The organism is Mycobacterium sp. TH-M106 (assembly GCF_057473765.1).
In genome coordinates this window covers 1-20,366 of sequence record NZ_JBYCLE010000359.1, presented here as the reverse complement: position 1 = coordinate 20,366, position 20,366 = coordinate 1, and the positions used below count along the sequence as shown (strand labels likewise).

The 20,366-nt window shown below is 64.8% G+C and carries 20 protein-coding genes; 11 read left to right on the top strand and 9 right to left on the bottom strand.

Features of this window, described 5'->3' with window-relative positions; genetic code table 11:
* From ku to AC2VOP_RS12610, 3 genes are all read left to right on the top strand, one after another.
* On the top strand, positions 1-798 hold a 798-nt coding region (gene ku, locus AC2VOP_RS12620), incomplete at its 5' end, for a non-homologous end joining protein Ku (protein WP_486961287.1).
* A 10-nt stretch (positions 799-808) separates the two neighbouring features.
* Entirely contained in the window at positions 809-1,126 is a 318-nt protein-coding gene (locus AC2VOP_RS12615; protein ID WP_486961286.1) for a hypothetical protein, read from the top strand.
* A 46-nt stretch (positions 1,127-1,172) separates the two neighbouring features.
* Positions 1,173-1,964 carry an SDR family oxidoreductase gene (locus AC2VOP_RS12610; RefSeq protein WP_486961285.1) on the top strand — a complete coding sequence of 264 codons (792 nt, stop codon included), beginning with the start codon at positions 1,173-1,175 and terminating at the stop codon, positions 1,962-1,964.
* Positions 1,965-2,015: 51 nt separating this feature from the next.
* On the opposite strand, the gene AC2VOP_RS12605 is transcribed toward AC2VOP_RS12610, so the two are convergent.
* Together AC2VOP_RS12605 and AC2VOP_RS12600 are read right to left on the bottom strand one after the other, a co-directional pair.
* The gene (locus AC2VOP_RS12605) at positions 2,016-2,336 is read right to left on the bottom strand and encodes a DUF732 domain-containing protein (protein WP_486961284.1); all 321 of its coding nucleotides are present in this window, start codon (positions 2,334-2,336) and stop codon (positions 2,016-2,018) included.
* A 96-nt stretch (positions 2,337-2,432) separates the two neighbouring features.
* Entirely contained in the window at positions 2,433-2,738 is a 306-nt protein-coding gene (locus AC2VOP_RS12600; protein WP_486961283.1) for a DUF732 domain-containing protein, read from the bottom strand.
* 286 nt (positions 2,739-3,024) lie between these two features.
* Between AC2VOP_RS12600 and AC2VOP_RS12595 the strand changes: the two genes are divergently transcribed.
* Positions 3,025-4,173, top strand: a complete 1,149-nt coding sequence (locus AC2VOP_RS12595; protein WP_486961282.1) for a PPE family protein — start codon at positions 3,025-3,027, stop codon at positions 4,171-4,173.
* 34 nt (positions 4,174-4,207) lie between these two features.
* Complete coding sequence (locus AC2VOP_RS12590) at positions 4,208-5,560, top strand: PPE family protein (RefSeq protein ID WP_486961281.1); 1,353 nt, start codon at positions 4,208-4,210, stop codon at positions 5,558-5,560.
* A gap of 47 nt (positions 5,561-5,607) precedes the next feature.
* Here AC2VOP_RS12590 and AC2VOP_RS12585 read toward each other — a convergent pair whose 3' ends face one another.
* Positions 5,608-5,931: a DUF732 domain-containing protein gene (locus AC2VOP_RS12585; RefSeq protein WP_486961280.1), complete on the bottom strand. Its 324-nt coding sequence runs from the start codon at positions 5,929-5,931 to the stop codon at positions 5,608-5,610.
* A gap of 410 nt (positions 5,932-6,341) precedes the next feature.
* On the opposite strand from AC2VOP_RS12585, the gene AC2VOP_RS12580 reads away from it, so the two are divergent.
* Complete coding sequence (locus AC2VOP_RS12580; RefSeq protein ID WP_486961279.1) at positions 6,342-7,286, top strand: LysR family transcriptional regulator; 945 nt, start codon at positions 6,342-6,344, stop codon at positions 7,284-7,286.
* A gap of 91 nt (positions 7,287-7,377) precedes the next feature.
* On the opposite strand, the gene AC2VOP_RS12575 is transcribed toward AC2VOP_RS12580, so the two are convergent.
* Together AC2VOP_RS12575 and AC2VOP_RS12570 are read right to left on the bottom strand one after the other, a co-directional pair.
* A complete protein-coding gene (locus AC2VOP_RS12575; RefSeq protein WP_486961278.1) occupies positions 7,378-8,802 on the bottom strand; it encodes a PPE family protein in 1,425 nt (474 codons plus the stop codon).
* Between the two features lie 53 nt (positions 8,803-8,855).
* Complete coding sequence (locus AC2VOP_RS12570; protein ID WP_486961277.1) at positions 8,856-10,121, bottom strand: PPE family protein; 1,266 nt, start codon at positions 10,119-10,121, stop codon at positions 8,856-8,858.
* A 414-nt stretch (positions 10,122-10,535) separates the two neighbouring features.
* Here AC2VOP_RS12570 and AC2VOP_RS12565 point away from each other — a divergent pair, with 414 nt between their 5' ends.
* The gene (locus tag AC2VOP_RS12565; protein ID WP_486961276.1) at positions 10,536-11,903 is read left to right on the top strand and encodes an FAD-dependent oxidoreductase; all 1,368 of its coding nucleotides are present in this window, start codon (positions 10,536-10,538) and stop codon (positions 11,901-11,903) included.
* A gap of 61 nt (positions 11,904-11,964) precedes the next feature.
* Positions 11,965-12,297 (top strand): ferredoxin, encoded by a 333-nt coding sequence (fdxA, locus tag AC2VOP_RS12560; protein ID WP_486961275.1) that lies wholly within the window; start codon positions 11,965-11,967, stop codon positions 12,295-12,297.
* Here fdxA and AC2VOP_RS12555 read toward each other — a convergent pair.
* The 3 genes from AC2VOP_RS12555 to trxB form a co-directional block, all read right to left on the bottom strand.
* Entirely contained in the window at positions 12,287-13,726 is a 1,440-nt protein-coding gene (locus tag AC2VOP_RS12555; RefSeq protein ID WP_486961274.1) for an MFS transporter, read from the bottom strand. The two genes, fdxA and AC2VOP_RS12555, sit on opposite strands and share 11 nt — an antisense overlap.
* 493 nt (positions 13,727-14,219) lie before the next feature.
* Positions 14,220-14,561 (bottom strand): thioredoxin, encoded by a 342-nt coding sequence (gene trxA, locus AC2VOP_RS12550; RefSeq protein ID WP_486961273.1) that lies wholly within the window; start codon positions 14,559-14,561, stop codon positions 14,220-14,222.
* Positions 14,558-15,553, bottom strand: a complete 996-nt coding sequence (gene trxB / locus AC2VOP_RS12545; RefSeq protein WP_486961272.1) for a thioredoxin-disulfide reductase — start codon at positions 15,551-15,553, stop codon at positions 14,558-14,560. Before trxB ends, trxA begins: the two co-directional genes overlap by 4 nt.
* 532 nt (positions 15,554-16,085) lie before the next feature.
* On the opposite strand from trxB, the gene AC2VOP_RS12540 reads away from it, so the two are divergent.
* The 3 genes from AC2VOP_RS12540 to AC2VOP_RS12530 are packed head-to-tail and all read left to right on the top strand — an operon-like array spanning position 16,086 to position 19,185.
* On the top strand, positions 16,086-17,753 hold the full coding sequence (locus AC2VOP_RS12540) for a nitrite/sulfite reductase (RefSeq protein WP_486961271.1): 1,668 nt from the start codon (positions 16,086-16,088) through the stop codon (positions 17,751-17,753).
* Complete coding sequence (locus AC2VOP_RS12535) at positions 17,750-18,493, top strand: phosphoadenylyl-sulfate reductase (RefSeq protein WP_486961270.1); 744 nt, start codon at positions 17,750-17,752, stop codon at positions 18,491-18,493. The genes AC2VOP_RS12540 and AC2VOP_RS12535 overlap by 4 nt, the downstream gene beginning before the upstream one ends.
* Positions 18,490-19,185, top strand: a complete 696-nt coding sequence (locus tag AC2VOP_RS12530) for a sirohydrochlorin chelatase (RefSeq protein WP_486961269.1) — start codon at positions 18,490-18,492, stop codon at positions 19,183-19,185. Before AC2VOP_RS12535 ends, AC2VOP_RS12530 begins: the two co-directional genes overlap by 4 nt.
* 62 nt (positions 19,186-19,247) lie before the next feature.
* On the opposite strand, the gene AC2VOP_RS12525 is transcribed toward AC2VOP_RS12530, so the two are convergent.
* A complete protein-coding gene (locus tag AC2VOP_RS12525; protein ID WP_486961268.1) occupies positions 19,248-20,207 on the bottom strand; it encodes a hypothetical protein in 960 nt (319 codons plus the stop codon).
* Positions 20,208-20,366 lie beyond the last annotated feature (159 nt).

Below are 20,366 nucleotides of genomic sequence, written 5' to 3'. Positions count from 1 at the left end.
CCGGTCAAGGTCTACCGGGCCACCGAGGATCACGACATCACGTTCCGCCAGGTGCACGCCAAGGACAACGGGCGAATCCGGTACAAGCGGGTGTGCGAGGTATGCGGCGAGGTCGTCGACTACGCCGACATCGCCCGGGCCTACGAATCCGACGACGGGCAGATGGTGGTGATCACCGACGACGACATCGCCAACCTGCCGGAGGAGCGCGACCATGAGATCGAGGTGCTGGAGTTCGTCCCCGCCGGTGATCTCGACCCGATGCTGTATGACAGCAGCTACTTCCTGGAGCCGGCTTCGACATCGGCCAAGTCCTACGTGCTGCTGGCGCGGACGTTGGCCGAAACCGACCGGGTGGCGATCGTCCATTTCGCGCTGCGCAACAAGACCCGGCTTGCGGCGTTGCGGGTAAAGAATTTCAGCAAACGCGAGGTGATGGTGATCCAGACCCTGCTGTGGCCGGACGAGATCCGCGACCCCGACTTCCCGATGCTGGACAAAAAGGTCGAGATCAAGCCGGCCGAGCTGAAGATGGCCGGGCAGGTAGTCGAGTCGATGACCGACGACTTCGACCCCGATCGCTACCACGATACCTACCAGGAGCAGCTGCGCGAGTTGATCGAGGCGAAACTCCAAGGCGGTGAAGCGTTTACCGTCGACGAGCAACCCAGTGCGCTGGACGAAACGGAGGACGTCGCCGACCTGCTCTCCAAGCTGGAGGCCAGCGTAAGGTCGCGATCGAAGGACAATAAATCGACGATGAGCAAACCGCCGGCCAAGAAGCCCGCCGGGAAGTAAGCTCTCGGACATGGTGCAACGATCCCTATTGGCGGCGGCAGCGGCGATCCTGGCGGCCACTGTTGCGGTCTGCTCGCCCGCTCACGCCGAGCCCGATCGACACATTCCTGACCCGTCGGCCGGTTACTGTCCGGGTGGCGTCGGGGGTGATTATCGTTCGCCGACCGGGCACGGCTACTGCGACGGAATGCACTACCCGGACGGTTCGTACTGGCGCATCGTTCAATCAGATTCCCCGGGCCGACCGACCATGCAATGCGTCGTCAACCCGGGCGGTGGACCGGTGCCGGAACCAGCCCAGCCCGGCGGCTGTAACGGTGCCGTCTGATGGGCGCGCATCTTATCGTGCCTGCCTTGTTGATGAACGTGGCGCGGTGATCCTCGACAGCTTTCGACTCGATGACCAGGTCGCTGTCGTCACCGGCGCCGGGCGCGGGCTCGGTGCGGCGATCGCGGTAGCCTTCGCCGAAGCTGGGGCTGACGTCGTCATCGCGTCACGAACCCGGTCCGAATTGGAGGCCGTAGCCCGGCATGTCGAAGCCACCGGCCGTCGCGCCCACGTCGTCGTCGCCGACCTAGCCCATCCGGAGGCGACAGCAACGCTGGCCGATCAGGCCGCTGACGCGTTCGGGAAGCTCGACATCGTCGTCAACAACATCGGCGGAACCATGCCCGCGCCATTGCTCAACACGCCAACCAAGGACCTCAGGGACGCGTTCACGTTCAACGTCGGCACCGCGCACGCGCTGACTATCGCCGCGGTGCCGTTGATTTTGCAACATTCCGGCAGCGGAGCCATCATCAACATCACCTCGACCATGGGCCGGCTGGCCGGACGCGGATTCGCCGCCTACGGCACCGCCAAAGCCGCGCTCGCCCACTACACCCGGCTGGCCGCCCTGGATCTGTGTCCACGCATCCGGGTCAACGCCATCGCGCCGGGCTCGATCCTCACCTCGGCGCTGGACGTGGTGGCCTCCAACGACGAACTGCGTATGCCGATGGAGAAGGTGACACCGATGCGCCGGCTCGGTGATCCGGTCGATATCGCCGCGGCCGCGGTGTATCTCGCCTCACCGGCGAGCAGCTACCTGACCGGCAAGACGCTCGAAGTCGACGGCGGTCTTACCTTTCCCAACCTCGACCTACCCATCCCAGATCTGTGACGACCTCGAAAGGGCCGGCGCGACGGCATGCCCGGGGTCACTGCAGCGGGGTTATGATTCGGTGCCGCTGGACGGCTGGCTGCAGTACGCCGCACGTGCCGCTGCCACAAATTGGGATGCCTGCGTCAGCGTCAACTCGGGGTTAGCGTTTTTCAACCCGCGTGCAGCCTGGTTAGAGGTGTGTCCCTGCGTGATGTACTCGCACACCTCCCTGGCACTGGCTACGGCTTGGGTCGGGTTCGGGTACCGGATGCCGATCGCATCGAGCGAGCCGAGCAAGACGGTGTCACCAGGATCTGCGTTAGCTGTCGCGGGCAGGCCGAAAAATGTGGCCACCGCGGCTGCGGCCAGAAACGGTTTCACAGCTGTCATTGTTACCTCCGTAACGTCGAGATGTTGTCGGGCTCGCTCCTTGGCGAACCCGACGACTTCGTGGAATAGGTTGCGCGGCACGGTGATCACTCGTTCCTAACCACCAGCGTTCTCGACTGACAGCCGAGCGGGGCAGTACGTCTGCGCGGAGATCGCGACGAATTGAGCGGTGTTGTGCACCGAGAGGTGGTGGTTACTGATCTTCAGGGACCGCATGATGACGGTTGGCGAGCGCCCCTCCTCGAGTAGGCCACAGACGGCCTTGCCGATGGAAACGGTGTCCTGCGCGTCGGCGTACTCGATGCCGGCACGATCGAGCTCAGTGAGGAAAACGTTGTCGGTGTTGTCGGCATGCACCGGCGCGACGAGGCCGATTGCGGCGAGGGCGCCGGCTGCGGTCAAGAACAATCTCGCCTGCTTCATCGGATCAGCAGTGTTATCGCCGCCGTTGAACTGCGGCCGTACAGAAGGTGAAGCACAGGTGAACGCTGGTCGTCGGGTTCGTGCGCTGTGCTGTCACCCGGAATCACCCTTAAAGCGCCTAGTAGGCCGTCCTCATCCGTCCGCATCCCTTCAGTTCACTTTCCATTCAACATTTCGACCATCGGGCGGCAACCTCCGGTTCACCACGACGGGCTTGTCTAGCTTCCGGTCCAGCAACTGGTCGCTGGGAGGACGAGGAGGCACGATGTTTCTTGATTACAGTTTGTTGCCGCCGGAGATCAACTCGGGGCGCATGTATAGCGGGCCCGGAGCAGATTCGCTGCTATCCGCCTCGGCGGCCTGGGACGCGCTGGCCGCCGAGTTGCACTCCGCGGCAGCCCAATACAGCTCAGTGATCTCGAGATTGACCACCGAACGGTGGACAGGACCGTCGTCAACGACGATGTCGGCCGCCGCCCAACCGTATGTCGCCTGGTTGCGCAACACCGCAGTTGCGGCCGAGCAGACGGCCGGCCAAGCCAAGGCCGCCGCGAGCGCCCACGCGTCTGCGCTGGCTGCCCACGTGCCTCCGCCGGCGATCGCGGCCAACCGGTCCTTGTTGTCGGCACTGATCGCACACAACTACTTCGGGCAGTACACCGCGGCGATAGGAGAGACCGAGCGCCAGTACGCGCAGATGTGGGCCCAAGACGCTACGGCGATGCACGGCTATGCCCGTTCGTCGGCGGCCGCCTCCGGACTCACCCCGTTTAGCCAACCGCCGCAAAACACCAACCCGGCCGGGCAGACCGCCCAATCCGCCGCGGTTGCCCAGGCCGCCGGTAGTAGCGCCGGATCGAACCTGCCATCGTGGCTGCAACAAATACTCGGCGATGGCGACCTCGTCAACGGCGACGGTTTACTCAACCAGACGACCGGTTACGGGGCACAATTCTTCGGCAACGGCACAGCTGCCTGGGCCGATTTTGCCAATGCCCTCAGCAACGCCAACAACGGGGTCGGCTTATTGACGTGGATGGCGGAGAACCCCGCGGGCATCTTCGAAACGCTCAACCCACCGTTCGTGGGGCCGGCGGCATTGAGCTTCGGCGGCGCAGGACTGACGAGCTTGCACAGCTCAGGGCTGGGCGCGGGCCTGGGCCAGGCGATCAAGATCGGCGCCTTGTCGGTGCCACCGACTTGGGCGATGCCCGCCTCGGCGATCACTCCCGCCTCGTTCGCCCTGCCGGTCAGCAGCACGCCGGTCGCCCCGGCCGTCGTCGGCGGGTTGCCGGGCGGAGCGTTCGGCGAGACCATGCTGGGCACGTTGGCCGGTCGGGGTCTTGGTGGCGTGACGGCCCGCACGATTTCGCGCCGACGCGCTGTGGTGCCCCGGTCGCCCGCGGCCGGCTGACTCGAACCACCGTTCACGGAGGCAGGAAGCGTTCATGGATTTCGCATTGCTTCCCCCGGAGATCAACTCTGGGCGGATGTACACCGGCCCCGGGGCGGGGCCGATGCTGGCGGCCGCGGCGGCGTGGGACGCGCTGGCCGCAGAGCTGGAGTCAGCCGCGGCCGGTTACGCCTCGGTGGTCTCGGGGCTGACCAGCGAGGAGTGGTCGGGCCCGGCGGCGGCGGTCATGGCGCGTGCGGCGGCGCCCTATGTGGCATGGCTACAGGGCAGTGCAGCGCTGGCTGAGCGGACCGCGCTGCAGGCCAAGACGGCGGCGGCTGCCTACGAGGCCGCGTTTGCCGCCACGGTGCCTCCACCGGTGATCGCCGCCAACCGGTCGTTGCTGGCGGCGCTGGTCGCCACCAACTTCTTCGGGCAGAACACCCCCGCGATCACGGCGACCGAGGCTCACTACGCCGAGATGTGGGCGCAAGACGCCACCGCGATGTACGGGTATGCTCATAGCTCGTCGTCAGCGAGCACACTGACACCGTTCCCTGAGCCACCTCCGACCACCAACCCGGCCGGCCTCGTCGCCCAGGCCGGTGCAGTCGCTGAGGCTGCCACAATCGACGCGATCCACAGCCAGGCCCTCGCGTCGACCACACCGAATATGCCGGGCTTGTCGCACGTACTATCGTTTCTGAACTCCCCTACCGGCGGTTTAACCGAACAGGGTTTGGGCTGGATCAATCAGGCGGTGGGAGACAGTACAAACGTCCCGTTGGGCTACTTTACGGCTTTCTACACCATCGGCACGAACGCTTTCGGGTATTTCAGGGAAGTTGTCGTGCGCGGCATCGCGGGTTACACCACGTTCGCGGGGCTGGGGCCGCAGAACGCCCTGTTCGGGGTTGGCGGGGCGAATGCGCTGGGAGGTCTGGGTAAAGCGGAATTGCTCGGGCCACTCGCGGAATTGCTCGGGCCATTCGCGGGGCTGGGGCAGGCGTCTTCGATCGGGGCGATGTCGGTGCCACCGACTTGGGCTACGGCGACCGCGGCCGCGGGTGCCGAGCCGATGGCGATTGCTCTGACGGCCATCGGCGCCGGCGCCGCCCCGACCACGGCCGTCGGCCTACCACCGGGAACGGCGCTACAAGAGGCGACTATGGGCACGATGTCCGGGCGAGGCGCGCTGAGTGGTGTGACGGATCGCCATGACGGCAATGGCGATAAGAAAGACGAAAACAAGGACGGCGAGCGGCCGGCGGCTGCTCTGGTGATGCCCAGCGGCTGGCTAGCATCGGCCTTGGCCTACAACACCCGAAGACGCACAGATCCGAATCCGCTGCCGCTCCCGCCACGATGGCAAGAGGAATTGGCCGCCAACCAGTCGGCCTGGGGATGAGCAAAAGTCGCACCCGCCGTTTTCGGGCTGGGTAAGGGCTGGGTCTGCTAGCCGCCGCCACCGCCGCCCAAGGGCGGTGGTGGGCAGTACACTGCTCGTGCAAGCTCCAGGAACTGAAGAACTTGCTTCGGCGAGAGTTTCGGGTTTTCATTTTCGATGGTTTGCGCGGTTTCGTTGGGGGTATGCCCTCCCGCTATGTAGGAGCAAACCGCTTTACCGCTGGCGATAACGTCGTCCTCGCTCGCATACCCGATACCCACATTATGAAGCACCTGGAGAAAATCGGCGTCTCGGGTATCGTCATCGGCCTGCGCAGCACCGGCCAGGCAAATTATGGTGGTCGCACAGGTCGCAGCCGAAAGCAGTTTCATCACGCGCATTGCGTCTCCACTTCGAGATCCGAAAGATCAGGCCCTGCGTTTCAAAGAGAGCATAGCGCACCAAGTACCGGCCCGAAAGGTCAGCGCGGCATGGTCGCCGACACGAATGTGGCTGTGCCCGAACCGCAGTAGCTCGGCCGCGCTCGGCGGCTTGACCCGCGGGCGTCCTTGCGGCACAACGACCGCTGATGGTTCTCGGCCCAGTCGGCTGGTGGCGGCAGTCTCGATTTTGTGAATTCACAGTCTTTGGCTGCGTCGCCGTCCCGCGCATTTCGGGAAGTGATGTGCTCAGCGGGACAATAGGCACCCCTGGCTTCGGGTGGCCTGCAAATGTGTTGTGCGCCAACTGTGAACACCGCCTTTGCTGGTGCAGACAACGCAGAGTTGTGCTTTGGTGGGGTATGCCGCTTAGTTCACGAATGCCCGAACTCGGCGCCCTAGAAATCTTTCTGGCCGTCGCCCAGGCGGGTAGTCTCGGTGGCGCCGCGCGCGAACTCGGGCTGACCCAACAAGCTGTGTCGGCGCGGCTGGCTTCGATGGAAGCCCAGATCGGTGTCCGGTTGGCTGTTCGCACGACTCGCGGAACACAACTCACGCCCGCCGGTGTTCTGGTCGCCGAGCGAGCGGCCGGCCTGTTGGACTTTGCCCGCGAGGTCGACGCGGGACTCGATTCGCTGCGAGAGACCAGCCGTCGGCGCCTGACGGTCGTGGCCAGTCAGACGATCGCCGAACAGCTAGTGCCTAACTGGTTGGCATCCATGCAAACCGCCGTCCGGCAGCGGGGCGGCACCGCTCCCCAAGTAATTCTCAACGCCACCAACTGCGAACACACGATCGCCTCGGTTCGTGAGGGCACCGCCGACCTCGGCTTCGTCGAAAACCCCGGGCAGCCCAAAGGGTTAGGAAACTGCGTCGTGGCGCACGACGAACTGGTGGTGGTTGTGCCGCAGAACCATAAGTGGGCTCGGCCGTCGCGATTCGTCAGCGCCGCCGAACTTGCGCGAACGCCCCTGGTGACCCGCGAGCCGCCCTCGGGTATACGCGATTCACTCACAGTGGCCCTACGTCACGCCCTGGGCGATGATATGCAGCAAGCGCCCCCCGCGCTCGAATTACATTCTCCTGCAGCCATACGCGCTGCAGTCCTTGCCGGCGCGGGGCCGGCGGTGATGAGTCGACTGGCAGTGGCCGACGACCTGGCGGTAGGGCGTCTATGCGCCGTCACTATCCCCCAATTGGATCTGCGGCGCCAGCTGCGTGCCGTCTGGGTTGGCGGGCGCACCCCACCCGCTGGTGCGATACGAGATCTGCTCAGCCACATCGGCACCCGCAAACGGCCAGCCTAACAGATAGGCCTGGCCAGGTCGCGGGGAGGCGAGAACCGGGAACCCTGACCAGTGTGACGGGGACCTGCTCTGCCTATCGTCCAGCTGGGCCCTAGATCGACTGTGCTGTCGGTGATGTCAACGCGGGCGTGCTGTTTTTTGACACGTGTACCGCGTGAATGCCGGGCTGTTGCTGCAATTCGGCCAGCAGGCCGTCGAGGTGTTCGGAGTCGGTGTGCCAGTGTTGAACGCTCTCTGGGTTCTCCGCCATCTCGGCCACGATGCGTTGCAGATTCGGCGACGGGTCGCTGTCTTTGAGGTCTTTTACCTTGACGCCGCCCCCCTTGATGCCGGCGCCGGCTACGGCGCGAGGGACTCCACCGCCGAGCGCGCCTCCGACCATGCCGGCAGCGGCCATGCCGCTGTACAGACTGCCCTGGCTGACCGCGGCCGCCGGGACGGCACCGTGCCCGGCGCCGGACAACACCGCGGCAACCGTTTTGATCGCCGGAGTGGCCGCAGTCCAGGTCGGCGGAATCGCCAATCCACCGGCAGACCCGGCTTGGCCCATACTGGCCGACACTGCCGTCGCCGCCGATATCGCCGGCCCGGCTCCAGCCAAACCCGCTGACCCCAGCGCAGATCCACCCGAACCGAGCCCAGCCGCCAGAGCCGATCCCGCCCCGCTGTCGGCACCGACAACCACATCTGAGACGGCCCGGCCGCCGATCACCAAGCCCATGATGGTATTGATCAGAACGTCGTTAACCGGCAGGATCGTTTTCGGGATCAGTTCCAGATAACCGGCGATCGTTGCCAACGGAGATGAGTTCAGGCTGTCGAGGGCATTCGTTAGCGCGTTGATCGGGTTACCAGCCTGGACGGGTGCTGCGAGGCTTTGCAGTGCGCCCGGTGTCGCCGACGTCAGCTGCGCCAAGGCCGACTGGATGTTCGCCGTGGCCGAGGCGCCGACGTCGTGGGCAACCGCGGCAACTTGGTCCGCCGTGCCAGCGGGATTGGTGGTTTGCGGCGCCGCAGCGAACGGACTCACCTGCGAGGCCGCCGCGGATTGGCCGGCGTAGCTATGCATCGCGGCGGCATCTTGTGCCCACATGGCGGCGTATTGGGCTTCGTTGGCCGCGATCGCTGCGGTGTTCAGGCCGAAAATGTTGGTCGCAGTCAGCGACGCCAGGGCAGCGCGGTTTGCGGCTATCACTGGCGGTGGCACCGTGGCCGCAAACGCGGTCTGGTACGCGGCTGCGCCTGCCTTGACTTTCATAGCGGTGTCTTCGGCCTGGCCGGCGGTGGCGGTCAGCCACGCCGTATACGGCGCGGCTGCGGCAGCCATGCTCGCCGATGCCGGGCCCAGCCACGTGGTGGTCAGCCCCGAGATCACCGAGGAGTAGGCGGACGCGGTCGAGCGCAGCTCGGCGGCTAGCCCATCCCAGGCCGCCGCGGCGGCCAGCATCGATCCCGCACCCGCACCGGCATACATGCGAGCGGAGTTGACCTCGGGCGGCAAGGCTCCGTAATCCATGGTGAGACTCCTTGATTGGACTGCTTGGCTGGTTGCTACTGCGCTGGTGGTGGTCATTTGTCGGCCTCGTGTATCACAAAGATGTTCGCGGTGAGTGCGACTTCTCTGGGGGCAGCAGCTTCTCTGCTACTGGTGGCGCCGCTGGTGCCGGTGGGTCGGGCGGCTGAACCGCCGGTTCCCGCGATGGCCCGTCCGGCCAGACCGGACAGGGCCATATTGCTCAAAAGGCTTCCCTGGCCATCAGCGGCGATCGCTGCTGGAACGGCGCCGAGTCCGCTTTCCGGCAACATCGCAGCGGCCGCTTTGATCGCCGGGGCAGCCGACGCCCAAACTGGCGGCACCGACAAACCCCCGATCATGCCGGCGCGACCGGACGCAACCGGGCCCACGCCGGTCGAGCTCACGACACGAGCGCCCGAACCCAGTCCGCCCTCCAGCGATTCCGCAGCTGGCGATGCGGGGGCGGTGAACGGCCAAGGCAGCTTGTCCGGCGAGATTTTGGCCATTTTCTCCGACGCGCTGGTCAGGTTCGCAGCGGCTTGGGGCAGCAGATAACCCTGGACGCCGAGAAGACTAGGGAGCCCGACAAGGGTGAACAACGACAACGGCGATAACGGGCCGGTGATGAAGTCGCCAGCTCCCTGCGCTGCGGGAGCCGCAGCCGAAATGGGCGTTGTGAGGCTGTGCAGCGACTGCGGCACAGCAGACATCAACTGGGGCAACGTCAACGCGTGCGTGCTAGCGGCCGTGCCAGCGGCCTGGGCGACCGCGGTGGCTTGCGCGGCAGTTCCCGCCGGGTTGGTGGTCTGCGGCGGCGGGCTGAACGGCGTCACTTGCGTTGCGGTCGCCGAGGTGCCGGCATAGTCGTACATGGCGGCTGCATCCTGGGCCCACATCTCGGCGTACTGGGCCTCGGTGGCCATGATCGCCGGCGTGTTCAAGCCGAAAAAGTTCGTCGCGATCAGCGCGGTCAACTGGGCACGGTTGGCCGAGATCACCGGGGGTGGCACCGTCGCTGCGAACGCGGTCTCATAGGCTGCGGCCGCTACCCTGGCCCTCCTTGCGGTGCCCTCGGCCTGCGCAGCGGTGGCGCTCACCCACGCCGCATACGGCGCGGCCGCAGCCGCCATGGTCGCCGACGACGGACCCCGCCACTGCCCAGCCAACCCCGCAACCACCGACCCGTAAGACGCCGCCGTGTCGTGCAACTGAGCGGCCAGCCCATCCCAGGCCGCCGCAGCGGCCAGCATCGGCCCCGGCCCTGCACCGGCATACATCCGACCGGAGTTGACCTCCGGCGGCAACACCCCGAAATCCATCGCACGCACCTTTCGCCAAATGTGTCCTGATCCCAACAACAGCGCACAGTCCACCAGCTACAGCTGAATCCGCCGTTGCGTCCTCTGCGATTCCCATGGACGTGATCCCCATGGATAACGCCGATATGCTGCATGCATTTTAAGCTGGAGGAATGCTCGAAGCATGTAGCCGAAGCAGAGCTGGGCGCGCGCCTGTGTGGCCGGGTGTGCTGCTCTCCGCCCACGGGCGGAGGTCACAACGACTGCTTGTGGCTTCACAACACCGAGACCTCTACCGGTAGCCAAGCAAGCACCGCAATATCGAAATCATGACCCGTAGCACGAGCGAGCTCATGCGCGCGGACGGCACCCGTCGCGTGACTGCGCTTTCCCACCCAGGGCGCCGCCACATGCCGCGCCGGCGGAGACGTTGAGATGCGCCCGTACTACGTCGCAATCGTCGGGTCTGGCCCGTCCGGATTCTTTGCCGCAGCGTCCTTGCTGAAGGCCGCCGACTCTGTGGCGGACCTGGACGTCGCGGTGGACATGATCGAGATGCTCCCCACACCGTGGGGTCTGGTGCGTTCGGGTGTCGCGCCTGATCACCCCAAGATCAAGTCGATCAGTAAAACCTTCGAAAAGACCGCCGCCGACCCCCGCTTCCGGTTCTTCGGCAACATCGCGGTGGGTGAGCATGTCAGCGCTGCCGAACTGACCGAGCGCTACGACGCGGTGATCTATGCGGTTGGGGCGCAGTCAGACCGGCCGTTGGGCATTCCCGGTGAACAGCTGCCGGGCAGCATCGCTGCGGTGGATTTCGTGGGTTGGTACAACGCGCACCCGCAGTTTTGCACCATGTCACCCGATCTTTCCAACGGTCGCGCCGTTGTGGTGGGCAATGGCAACGTCGCTATCGACGTAGCCCGGATCTTGGTCACCGACCGGGATATGCTGGCCCGCACCGATATCGCCGACCATGCGCTGGAAACCCTGCGACCCTGCGGCGTACAGGAAGTCGTGCTCATCGGCCGGCGCGGCCCGCTGCAGAGCGCTTTCACGACGCTGGAGCTGCGCGAGCTCGGCGAGCTGGAAGGGGTCGACGTGATCGTCGACCCGGCACAGTTGGAAGGCATCAGCGACGACGATGCGGCGGCGGCCGGTAAGACGGCCGCGCAGAACATGAAGGTGCTGCGTGACTACGCCGGTCGCACACCGCATCCCGGGAACCGTCGTATCGTTTTCCGGTTCCTGACATCCCCCGTCGAGATCATAGGCAACGAGAAAGTCGAGCAGATCGTGTTGGGGAGCAACGAGTTGGTCAGCGACGACAATGGGCGGGTAGTGGCTAAGGACACCGGGGGTCGCGACAAGCTGCCCGTTCAGTTGGTGGTGCGCTCGGTCGGCTACCGCGGTGTGCCCACACCGGGGCTGCCGTTTGACGACAGGAGCGGCACTATCCCCAACAGGGCCGGCCGGGTGGTAGGCAGCCGCAACGAATACGTCGTCGGCTGGATCAAGCGCGGCCCCACCGGGGTGATCGGCACCAACAAAAAAGACTCCCAGGACACCGTCAACACGCTGCTGGCCGACCTGGCTGCCGCCGGGCACTCCGGGCTGGCCGATTTTTCGGCCGACCACGCCGATAAACTGGCCGATTGGCTCGCCTCGCGCCAACCCAAGCTCGTCACCTACGCGCACTGGAAACGAATCGACGACTACGAGCGGTCGGCTGGTGAGGCGCTCGGGCGGCCTCGCGTCAAACTGCCTAGCCTGCCCGAGCTGCTGCGGGTCAGCCACGGCTGATACTTGTGGGCCAAAGACGCCCTAGCGGTTCTCTTGACAGCAACAGAGAAAGGAAACGGTTGTGACATATGTGATCACCGAACCGTGTGTCGACGTCAAGGACAAATCTTGCATCGAGGAATGCCCGGTCGATTGCATCTACGAGGGCGCGCGGATGCTCTATATCCAGCCCGACGAGTGTGTCGACTGCGGCGCCTGCGAGCCGGTGTGCCCGGTCGAGGCCATCTACTACGAGGATGACCTGCCCGACGAGTGGAGCCAATATCACCAGCTCAACGCCGAGTTCTTCGCCGACCTCGGTTCACCCGGTGGCGCGTCGAAAGTCGGGGTCACCGACAACGACCCTATTGCGGTCAAAAATCTGGATAGCAACACCGAAAACGTCACCGCGTAGCTCGACCGGTCGAGCAAAGTCCACCGTCGACGTGTGGCGACACCGGCACGGCCTGCGTAACCGCCGCGCTTGGGCTGCCGGCGAATGGGCGCCGCACATACATCGTCCAGGTGACCAACGCCGCGCCGATGTATACCGCGAGGAAGGTCCAGAACGCCATCGTGTCTGAGCCGGTGCTCTGGTAGGACTGCCGCAACACCAAGTCCACACCGACACCACCGAGCGCGCCGGTTGCAGCGGCGAACCCGATCAGCGCTCCCGACATGTTTCGTGACCAATGGCGACGTTCGGTGTCGCTGACGTCGAGCGTGTGCCCGCGCGCCTCGATCACCGCCGGGATCAGTTTGAAGACCGAGCCTTTGCCGAGCCCAGCCAAGAAGAACAACATGAGCAGACAAGCGACAATGCCTGCCATGGTGGCAGTGGTCCTGGTGCCAGGAGTGTGGTCGTCGTGGGCGCTGACGCTGGCCAGCACTGCGGTTGCCACGATCATGCCGGCATATACGGCCAGAGTGATGCGGCCACCGCCGAATCGGTCTGCCAACCGGCCACCGTAGATCCGGGACAGCGCCCCCAGCAGCGGCCCGATGAAGGCGAACTGGGCCGCGTGCAGCGATGCCGCCGCGGCGCTCTGCCCACCGGCGATGAAGTTCACCTGCAGCACTTGCGCGAACGCGAACGAAAACCCGATGAAGGTACCGAAGGTGCCGACGTAAAGCGTTGCGAGCAACCAGGTGTCGCGCTCGCGCAGCACCGCCCTCACGGTGGCCACTTCGATGGCGTGCTCCAGATTGTCCATGAACAGTGCCGCCGCGATAGCGACGACCACGAGCAGCAGCAAGTAGACCGCGCATACCCAGTACGGCTGCCGGTTCCCGGCGATCGCGAGCACCACCAGTCCTACCACCTGGACACCCGCTACCCCGAGATTTCCGATCCCGGCGGTGACCCCAAGTGCAAAGCCCTTGAGGCGCTGTGGGTAGAAGGCGTTGACGTTGGCCAACGACGCTGCATAGTTGGCGCCGCCGCACCCAGTCAGCGCCGCGCACACCACATACATCCACAACGGCAGGCCAGGGTTGGCCAGCAGCACAATGGTTCCTACGGTCGGGATCAGCAACACCAGCGCTGCAAACGTCGTCCAGTTGCGGCCCCTGAACCTGGCGATGCCCAACGTGTAGGGAATGCGCAAACATGCCCCGGACAACGTGGCGGTGGCACCCACCAGGAGTTTGTCGCCCGCCGAGAAACCGTATACCGACGCGGGCATGAACAGCACCATCACCGACCAGAGCGCCCAGATCGAGAAGGCGACATGATCGGCGGCCATCATGCACAGCAGATTGCGCCGCGCGATCTTCTTGTTGCCAGCCTCCCAAGCTACGACGTCTTCGGGGTTCCAGTCGATGATTCTCTGCCCACGGCCCATTGAGCCCCTCCTGATTGAAAAATGCCAACGGCCACGGTAGCCGAGCCGGTAGTGCATGGCACCCGCTGTAATCTGCCAGTTGCCTGTTGGATTCAGCTCGCCAGGCACCATTCAGGGATCGTCCAGCGGCCCACCAGTCGGCTCGGGCGGCGATTGACGGGCTTGCATGATGGCTGAACAGTACATTCACGCCCTACCGTCGAGGTGGCCCTGGCCTTCCCGCCGAACATGGTGAACACCAGGCATTCACGTACCACTCAGACCTCCAGTGCATTCCCAGAGCCAGTCCACCGAATTAGCAGTGTCGGACCACCAATGAACCGTCATCGGTCGAAGCAGAGGAACGCCGAAGATGCCCAGACACAACGAGGATTTGCGATGCGAGACGCTCGGCGGCATCGGGGGGCTCTACCTCGACCCGCCCCAGGGTCACCGGCCGCGGTGGTGCTCTGCGTGGACGTCGTCCGGCGCGGCACCCAGGGCTAAGACGCTCTTAGACGAGGTCGGAGATTTCACGCAGCAACGCCGCTTTGCCCTTGGCGCCGACGATGCGTTTGACCGGTTGACCGTCTTTGAACAGGATCAACGTGGGAATTGAGACGACCTGGAAATCGCGCGCAGTCTGTGGATTGGCATCGACATCGAGCTTGGCGACGGTGAGCTGGCCGGCCTTTTCTGCCGCGATCTCTTCGAGCACCGGTGCAACCATTTTGCACGGTCCGCACCAGGTGGCCCAAAAGTCAACCAGCACAGGCTTATTACTAGACAAGACGTCCGACGCAAACGAGGTGTCGGAGACCGCCACGGTGGCGCTGGTCTTGTCGGTGTCGGTCATCTGCGTGCTCCCATCAGTTCGGTGTCTTCGGTGGTTGTGGCATCCGCGGCGGCCGTCGCCGATTCCGCCAGCCAACGTTCGGCGTCGATCGCCGCCGCGCAGCCAGTGCCTGCCGCGGTCACCGCCTGCCGATAGTCCCGGTCCACCAGATCCCCGGCCGCGAACACCCCCTCCACTGAGGTGCGGGTGGAGGGTTGTTGGGTCAAGACGTAGCCATCCGGGTCGACGTCGACGACATCTCGTACCAGCTCCGAACGCGGATCGTGGCCGATCGCAACGAACATCCCCGTTACCGCCATCGTGGTCTCCGCACCAGTCGTCGTGTCGCGCAATCGGAGTCCGGTGACCGTATCGTCACCGTCGACGGCGACCACTATGTGATTGGTGACAAAGCGGATCTTGTCGTTACTGCGGGCCCGCTCGAGCATGATCTTGGAGGCGCGAAACTCCTCGCGGCGATGCACCACCGTCACACTGCGGGCGAAGCGAGTCAAGAAGCTGGCTTCCTCCATCGCCGAGTCGCCGCCGCCAATGACAGCGATGTCCTGGTCCCGGAAGAAGAACCCGTCGCAGGTGGCACATGAGCTCACACCTCGCCCCAGCAATTCCTGTTCACCGGGCACATGCAGATAGCGCGCCGCCGCGCCCATCGCCAAGATGACCGCCCGCGACCGGTAGGTCTGCCCCTCGGCGCTGACCACCGACTTGACCGGCCCATCCAGCGCGACCGAGTCGACGTCCTCGGCCCGCAGATCCGCACCGAAACGGCGTGCCTGCTCACGCATCTGGTCCATCAACTCCGGACCGAGGATGCTGTCCCGGAATCCGGGGTAGTTCTCCACCTCTGTGGTGGTCATCAACGCACCGCCGAACGACGTCCCCTCGAACACCACCGGCGCCAACTGCGCCCGGGCCGCATAGATGGCGGCCGTGTACCCAGCAGGCCCGGAGCCGATGACGACGACATCGTGCACAACAGGGGTGGCGGTCATAGAAGCCTTTCCGATACAGTGGGTCCCGAATATACAAGCATCAAGCCTATCGGATGGCGACCTGCACGGCGTCACAAGACCGCCACGCTGCCGAGAAGTCTGACCATCGAGGCGCAGCGCAGTAAACACTCTGTTACGCGGAAGTGACTGGATGTAAAGCGATTATCTCATGTCGTGGCGCCGGGTAGCACCGTCGGCGCAATCAACCTCGGACTTCGCCGACCCCGACCTTCCGGATTGCTGGGGAAGCCCGCGGAAGTGTCGAGGCGGTCCACAACAAAACGTTGTGGCGTCACAACTGCAAGGCTGCTACCGCCGAGCGCCGAGGCGGTGAACCATCGAGAGCATGAGCTATGCAACCAACTGAATCATCGCCATTTGGCGCGTATCAACCGCGCTGACCAGACGTATCCATGACTTGAGTAGGTCTAGCCTTGGCGTACCGGAGGCGGCGAATCAGTCCACTCGCACTCGCTGCGCCTGGTATAGGCCGGCAATCACTGTTGAACCATTGGTTAAGGAGGGGGTCCACATGACCACAGCCCGTGCCGCTAAGACTCGTAGCGAGGGCCAGTGGGCGCTGGGTGAACACCAGCCACTCAACGACACCGAGCAGATCAAATGCGATGACGCGCCGCTCAATGTGCGGGACCGGATTCTCAATGTCTATGCCAAGCAGGGTTTCGACAGCATCGACAAGAGCGATCTGCGCGGGCGGTTCCGCTGGATGGGTCTGTATACGCAGCGGGAGCAGGGCTACGACGGGACCTGGACCGGCGACGAGAACATCGACACGATCGAGGCCAAGTTCTTCATGATGCGTGTGCGCTCCGACGGCAAACCCATGTCGGCCGTCACCTTGCGGACGCTAGGTCAGGTCTCGACCGAATTCGCCCGCGACACCGCCGATATCGGAGATCGGGAGAATGTGCAGTTCCATTGGATCGAGATCGAGAAAGTGCCCGAGATCTGGCAGCGGCTCAGCGCCGTCGGGTTGCAAACCATCGAGGCCTGCGGTGACTGCCCGCGCGGCATACACGGTTCGCCACTGGCCGGCGACTCGCTCGACGAGGTACTCGACCCTTCGCCGGCAATCGAGGAGATCCTGCGGCGCTTTATCGACAACCCCGTATACGCCAACCTGCCTCGCAAATACAAGACCGCGATCTCAGGTCTGCAGGACGTTTCGCACGAGACCCACGACGTCGCGTTCATCGGCGTCAACCACCCCGAGCACGGCCCCGGGCTGGATCTGTGGGTCGGCGGCGGGCTGTCCACCAACCCGATGCTCGCCCAGCGCGTCGGCGCCTGGGTGCCGCTCGACGAAGTGCCCGACGTGTGGGAGGCCGTCACGGCGGTGTTCCGGGACTACGGCTACCGGCGGCTGCGCTCCAAAGCTCGGCTGAAGTTCTTGATCAGGGATTGGGGTGTCGAGAAGTTCAGGGAGGTTCTGGAAACCGAATACCTCAAACGGCGCCTCATCGACGGCCCGGCGCCCGAACCGGTCACACATCCGATCGACCACGTCGGCGTGCAGCGGCTCAAGAACGGGCTCAACTCCGTCGGGGTCGCCCCGGTCTCCGGGCGAGTGTCGGGCACCGTCTTGTCCGCGGTGGCCGACCTGATGGAGCGCGCCGGTTCGGACCGGGCGAGGTTCACTCCGTATCAGAAGCTGGTCGTTCTGGACGTGCCCGACGACGAAGTGGACGCCATGGTGGCAGGCCTCGATGCCCTGGGACTGCCGTCGTCGCCGTCGCCCTGGCGCAAGAACTTAATGGCGTGCACCGGGATCGAATTCTGCAAACTGTCGTTCGCCGAAACCAGGGTACGCGCTCAGGCTCTAGTGCCCGAGCTCGAGAAACGCCTAGACGACCTCAACGCCCAGCTCGACGTACCGGTCACCGTCCACCTCAACGGCTGCCCCAACTCGTGTGCCCGTATCCAGGTCGCCGACATCGGCTTCAAGGGCCAGATGATCGACGACGGCCACGGCGGATCGACCGAAGGATTCCAGGTGCACTTGGGCGGCAGCCTTGGCGCCGACAGCGGGTTCGGCCGCAAGCTGCGCCAGCACAAGGTCGCCAGTGACGAGCTCGGCGACTACATCGAACGGATAGTGCGTAACTTCGTCGAACAACGCAACGACGGCGAACGGTTCGCGCAGTGGGCGATGCGCGCAGATGAAGCGGAGCTGCGGTGACCGGGCGAGCGAACGGGTGGACTGAAACCCAGCTGCGGGAGCTGGCCGAACGCGGCGCTGCGGACCTCGAAGGGGCCAGCGCCAGTGAGCTTTTGCGCTGGACCGACGAGCACTTCGGTGGGGTCAACGGACCCCGTATGCCGGCGACCTGCAACTACGTTGTGGCATCCAACATGCAGGACGCGGTGCTGATCGATTTGGCCGCGAAGGTGCGACCCGGTGTCCCAGTGCTGTTTCTGGACACCGGATATCACTTCGTGGAAACGATCGGCACCCGCGACGCGGCGGAGGCGGTCTACGACATCCACCTGATCAACGTCAGACCTGAACACACCGTGGCCGACCAAGACGAACTGCTCGGCAAAGACCTGTTCGCCCGCGACCCCCACGAGTGCTGCCGACTGCGCAAGATCGTCCCGCTGGACAAAGCCCTGAACGGTTATGCCGCTTGGGTGAGCGGGCTGCGCCGGGCCGACGCACCCAGTCGGGCAAACGCCCCGCTGGTCAGCTTCGACGAACGCTTCAAGCTGGTCAAGGTCAATCCGCTGGCCGCCTGGACCGATCAAGACCTCACCGACTATATCGACGAAAACAATGTCCTGGTCAATCCGTTAGTGCAGGACGGCTATCCGTCGATCGGCTGCGCCCCGTGCACTGTCAGACCGGTCAACATTGGCGAACCGCGCAGCGGACGCTGGCACGGGCGGTCCAAAACCGAATGCGGACTGCATAGCGCATGAGCACACTGGTATTGACCGCGCACGGCAGCAAGGATCCGAGGTCGGCCGCCAACGCCCGGGCCGTCGCCGATCGATTGCGGCTGCTACGGCCCGGCCTTGACGTGCAAGTTGCGTTCTGCGAGCTGAACTCGCCGAGGTTGCCCGACGTGCTCACGCCAGGTGCGGTGGTGACCCCGTTATTGTTGGCCGACGCCTACCACGCCCGCATCGACATTCCAGGACAGATCGTGGGTTTCGCCGGTGTACGACAAGCACGGGTGCTTGGCGAGGATGCGCGCCTGGTGACGGTAATGCATGAAAGGCTCACTGCGGTAGGCGTTTCTCGGTCCCACCAAGACCTCGGTGTGCTGGTGCTCGCGGTCGGATCCACCAAGGCTGGTGCGAACACGCGCACCGCGGCGGTGGCGGCACGGCTGGCATCTGGCACCCACTGGGTGGGTGCGATGGCGGCATTTGCGACCGGAGCCGGGCCGTCGCCGGCGGAGGCTGCCGGCCACTTGCGACGACGCGGCGCCCGACGGCTGGTGATTGCCCCGTGGTTCCTCGCGCCAGGGCTACTGCTCGACCGGATATCGGCGTACGCGTGCACCGCCGGGATTTCGATGGCAGCCCCGCTGGGCGCACACCGGCTCGTAGCCGAGACTGTGCTGGACGGCTACGATCAAGCGGTGGCTGGGCGAGCCGCGGCCTAAAGTCCGTCGACCCGGGCATTTCAACCACCTCGCCGCAGTGGCCCAAGAGCTCGCGGTCCCCCTCACGACGCGCACCGGACTGCTGCCCACCGTCGGTAGAGCAGAAAGGCGAGCGTCAAGGCTGCTGTTCCGATGGTCACCGACACGGGGTAGTCGATACCGGGAGCATCGATGACCAGCGGTAACAGCCCGAGCGCCAGCGCGGGAGGCATGTGCAGCTCCAGCAGTCGGAGCACAACAATGCCAAATGCCAAGCCGCACCCAGCAGCAATTCCACCGTTTCCGAATAGTATTACGGCAAGCCATCCTCCAGACGATGTCAGAAAACACGCAAAAGGCAGCACCACCGGCTTTCCGGCCCAGGGACACGACGAGGGGTGAGCGAACATCTCGTAGGCGATGACGATCAGAGGGGGGAATAAAAGAAGCCGGAAACCCGACGCCACAGCACAGCAGGCCATCACCGTCAAAAAGAGGAAGAACGGTAGCATCCACGTCTTCCCGCCGGGTGCTGCTTCGAGAAGATCGTCGAGGTCGCTAGCCGAAACTGCCGGGCCGTCCTGGTACTTCCGCCGGTAATGTTTTCTCCACGGCAACAAAATACCGACCAAAACAACCAGGCTCAACGCTACCGAGACGGGGTAGGCCCAGCTTTTCATGCCCAACACAAGCGGCAGTATGCCGGCCGCAATCGTCGGGGCGATATTGGATCGCAGCACAGCGAGGAGAAGCAGACACAGGGTGGTGACGACGAGAATGGTCAGAACACCGTAACCAAACGCTCGCGTTGTCAATGTGCCGACGGCCGCCCCCAACGCCGGCGTGAGGATGAGCCGCCCGGGCTGGATCGCCCATTTTCCCCATGGCCGAGTCAAGACATCGTACGAGAGTGCCGCAAGCCCCGGAAAAAGGAGGTAGTGCCCGCCGCCTCGCTGTGCCACGGTCGCAAGCGCCACGATGTAGAGCAGTGCCACGCCGTCCATAAGCAGGCGGTCGCGCCGCCCCAACGCCCGCTCTGACATCGGCCTCAAGGACATCGGCTTCTCCCTCGACGGTGCCATCACGCCCACCGTCGGCTACCCCGCGGTGACCGCGCGGGTGCGCTTGCCGGCCGGTGTGCTCGCGGACCGCGACGGCCGGCCGCTGACCTACGGGGTCGGGCTGGTGTTCTTCGCCGTCGG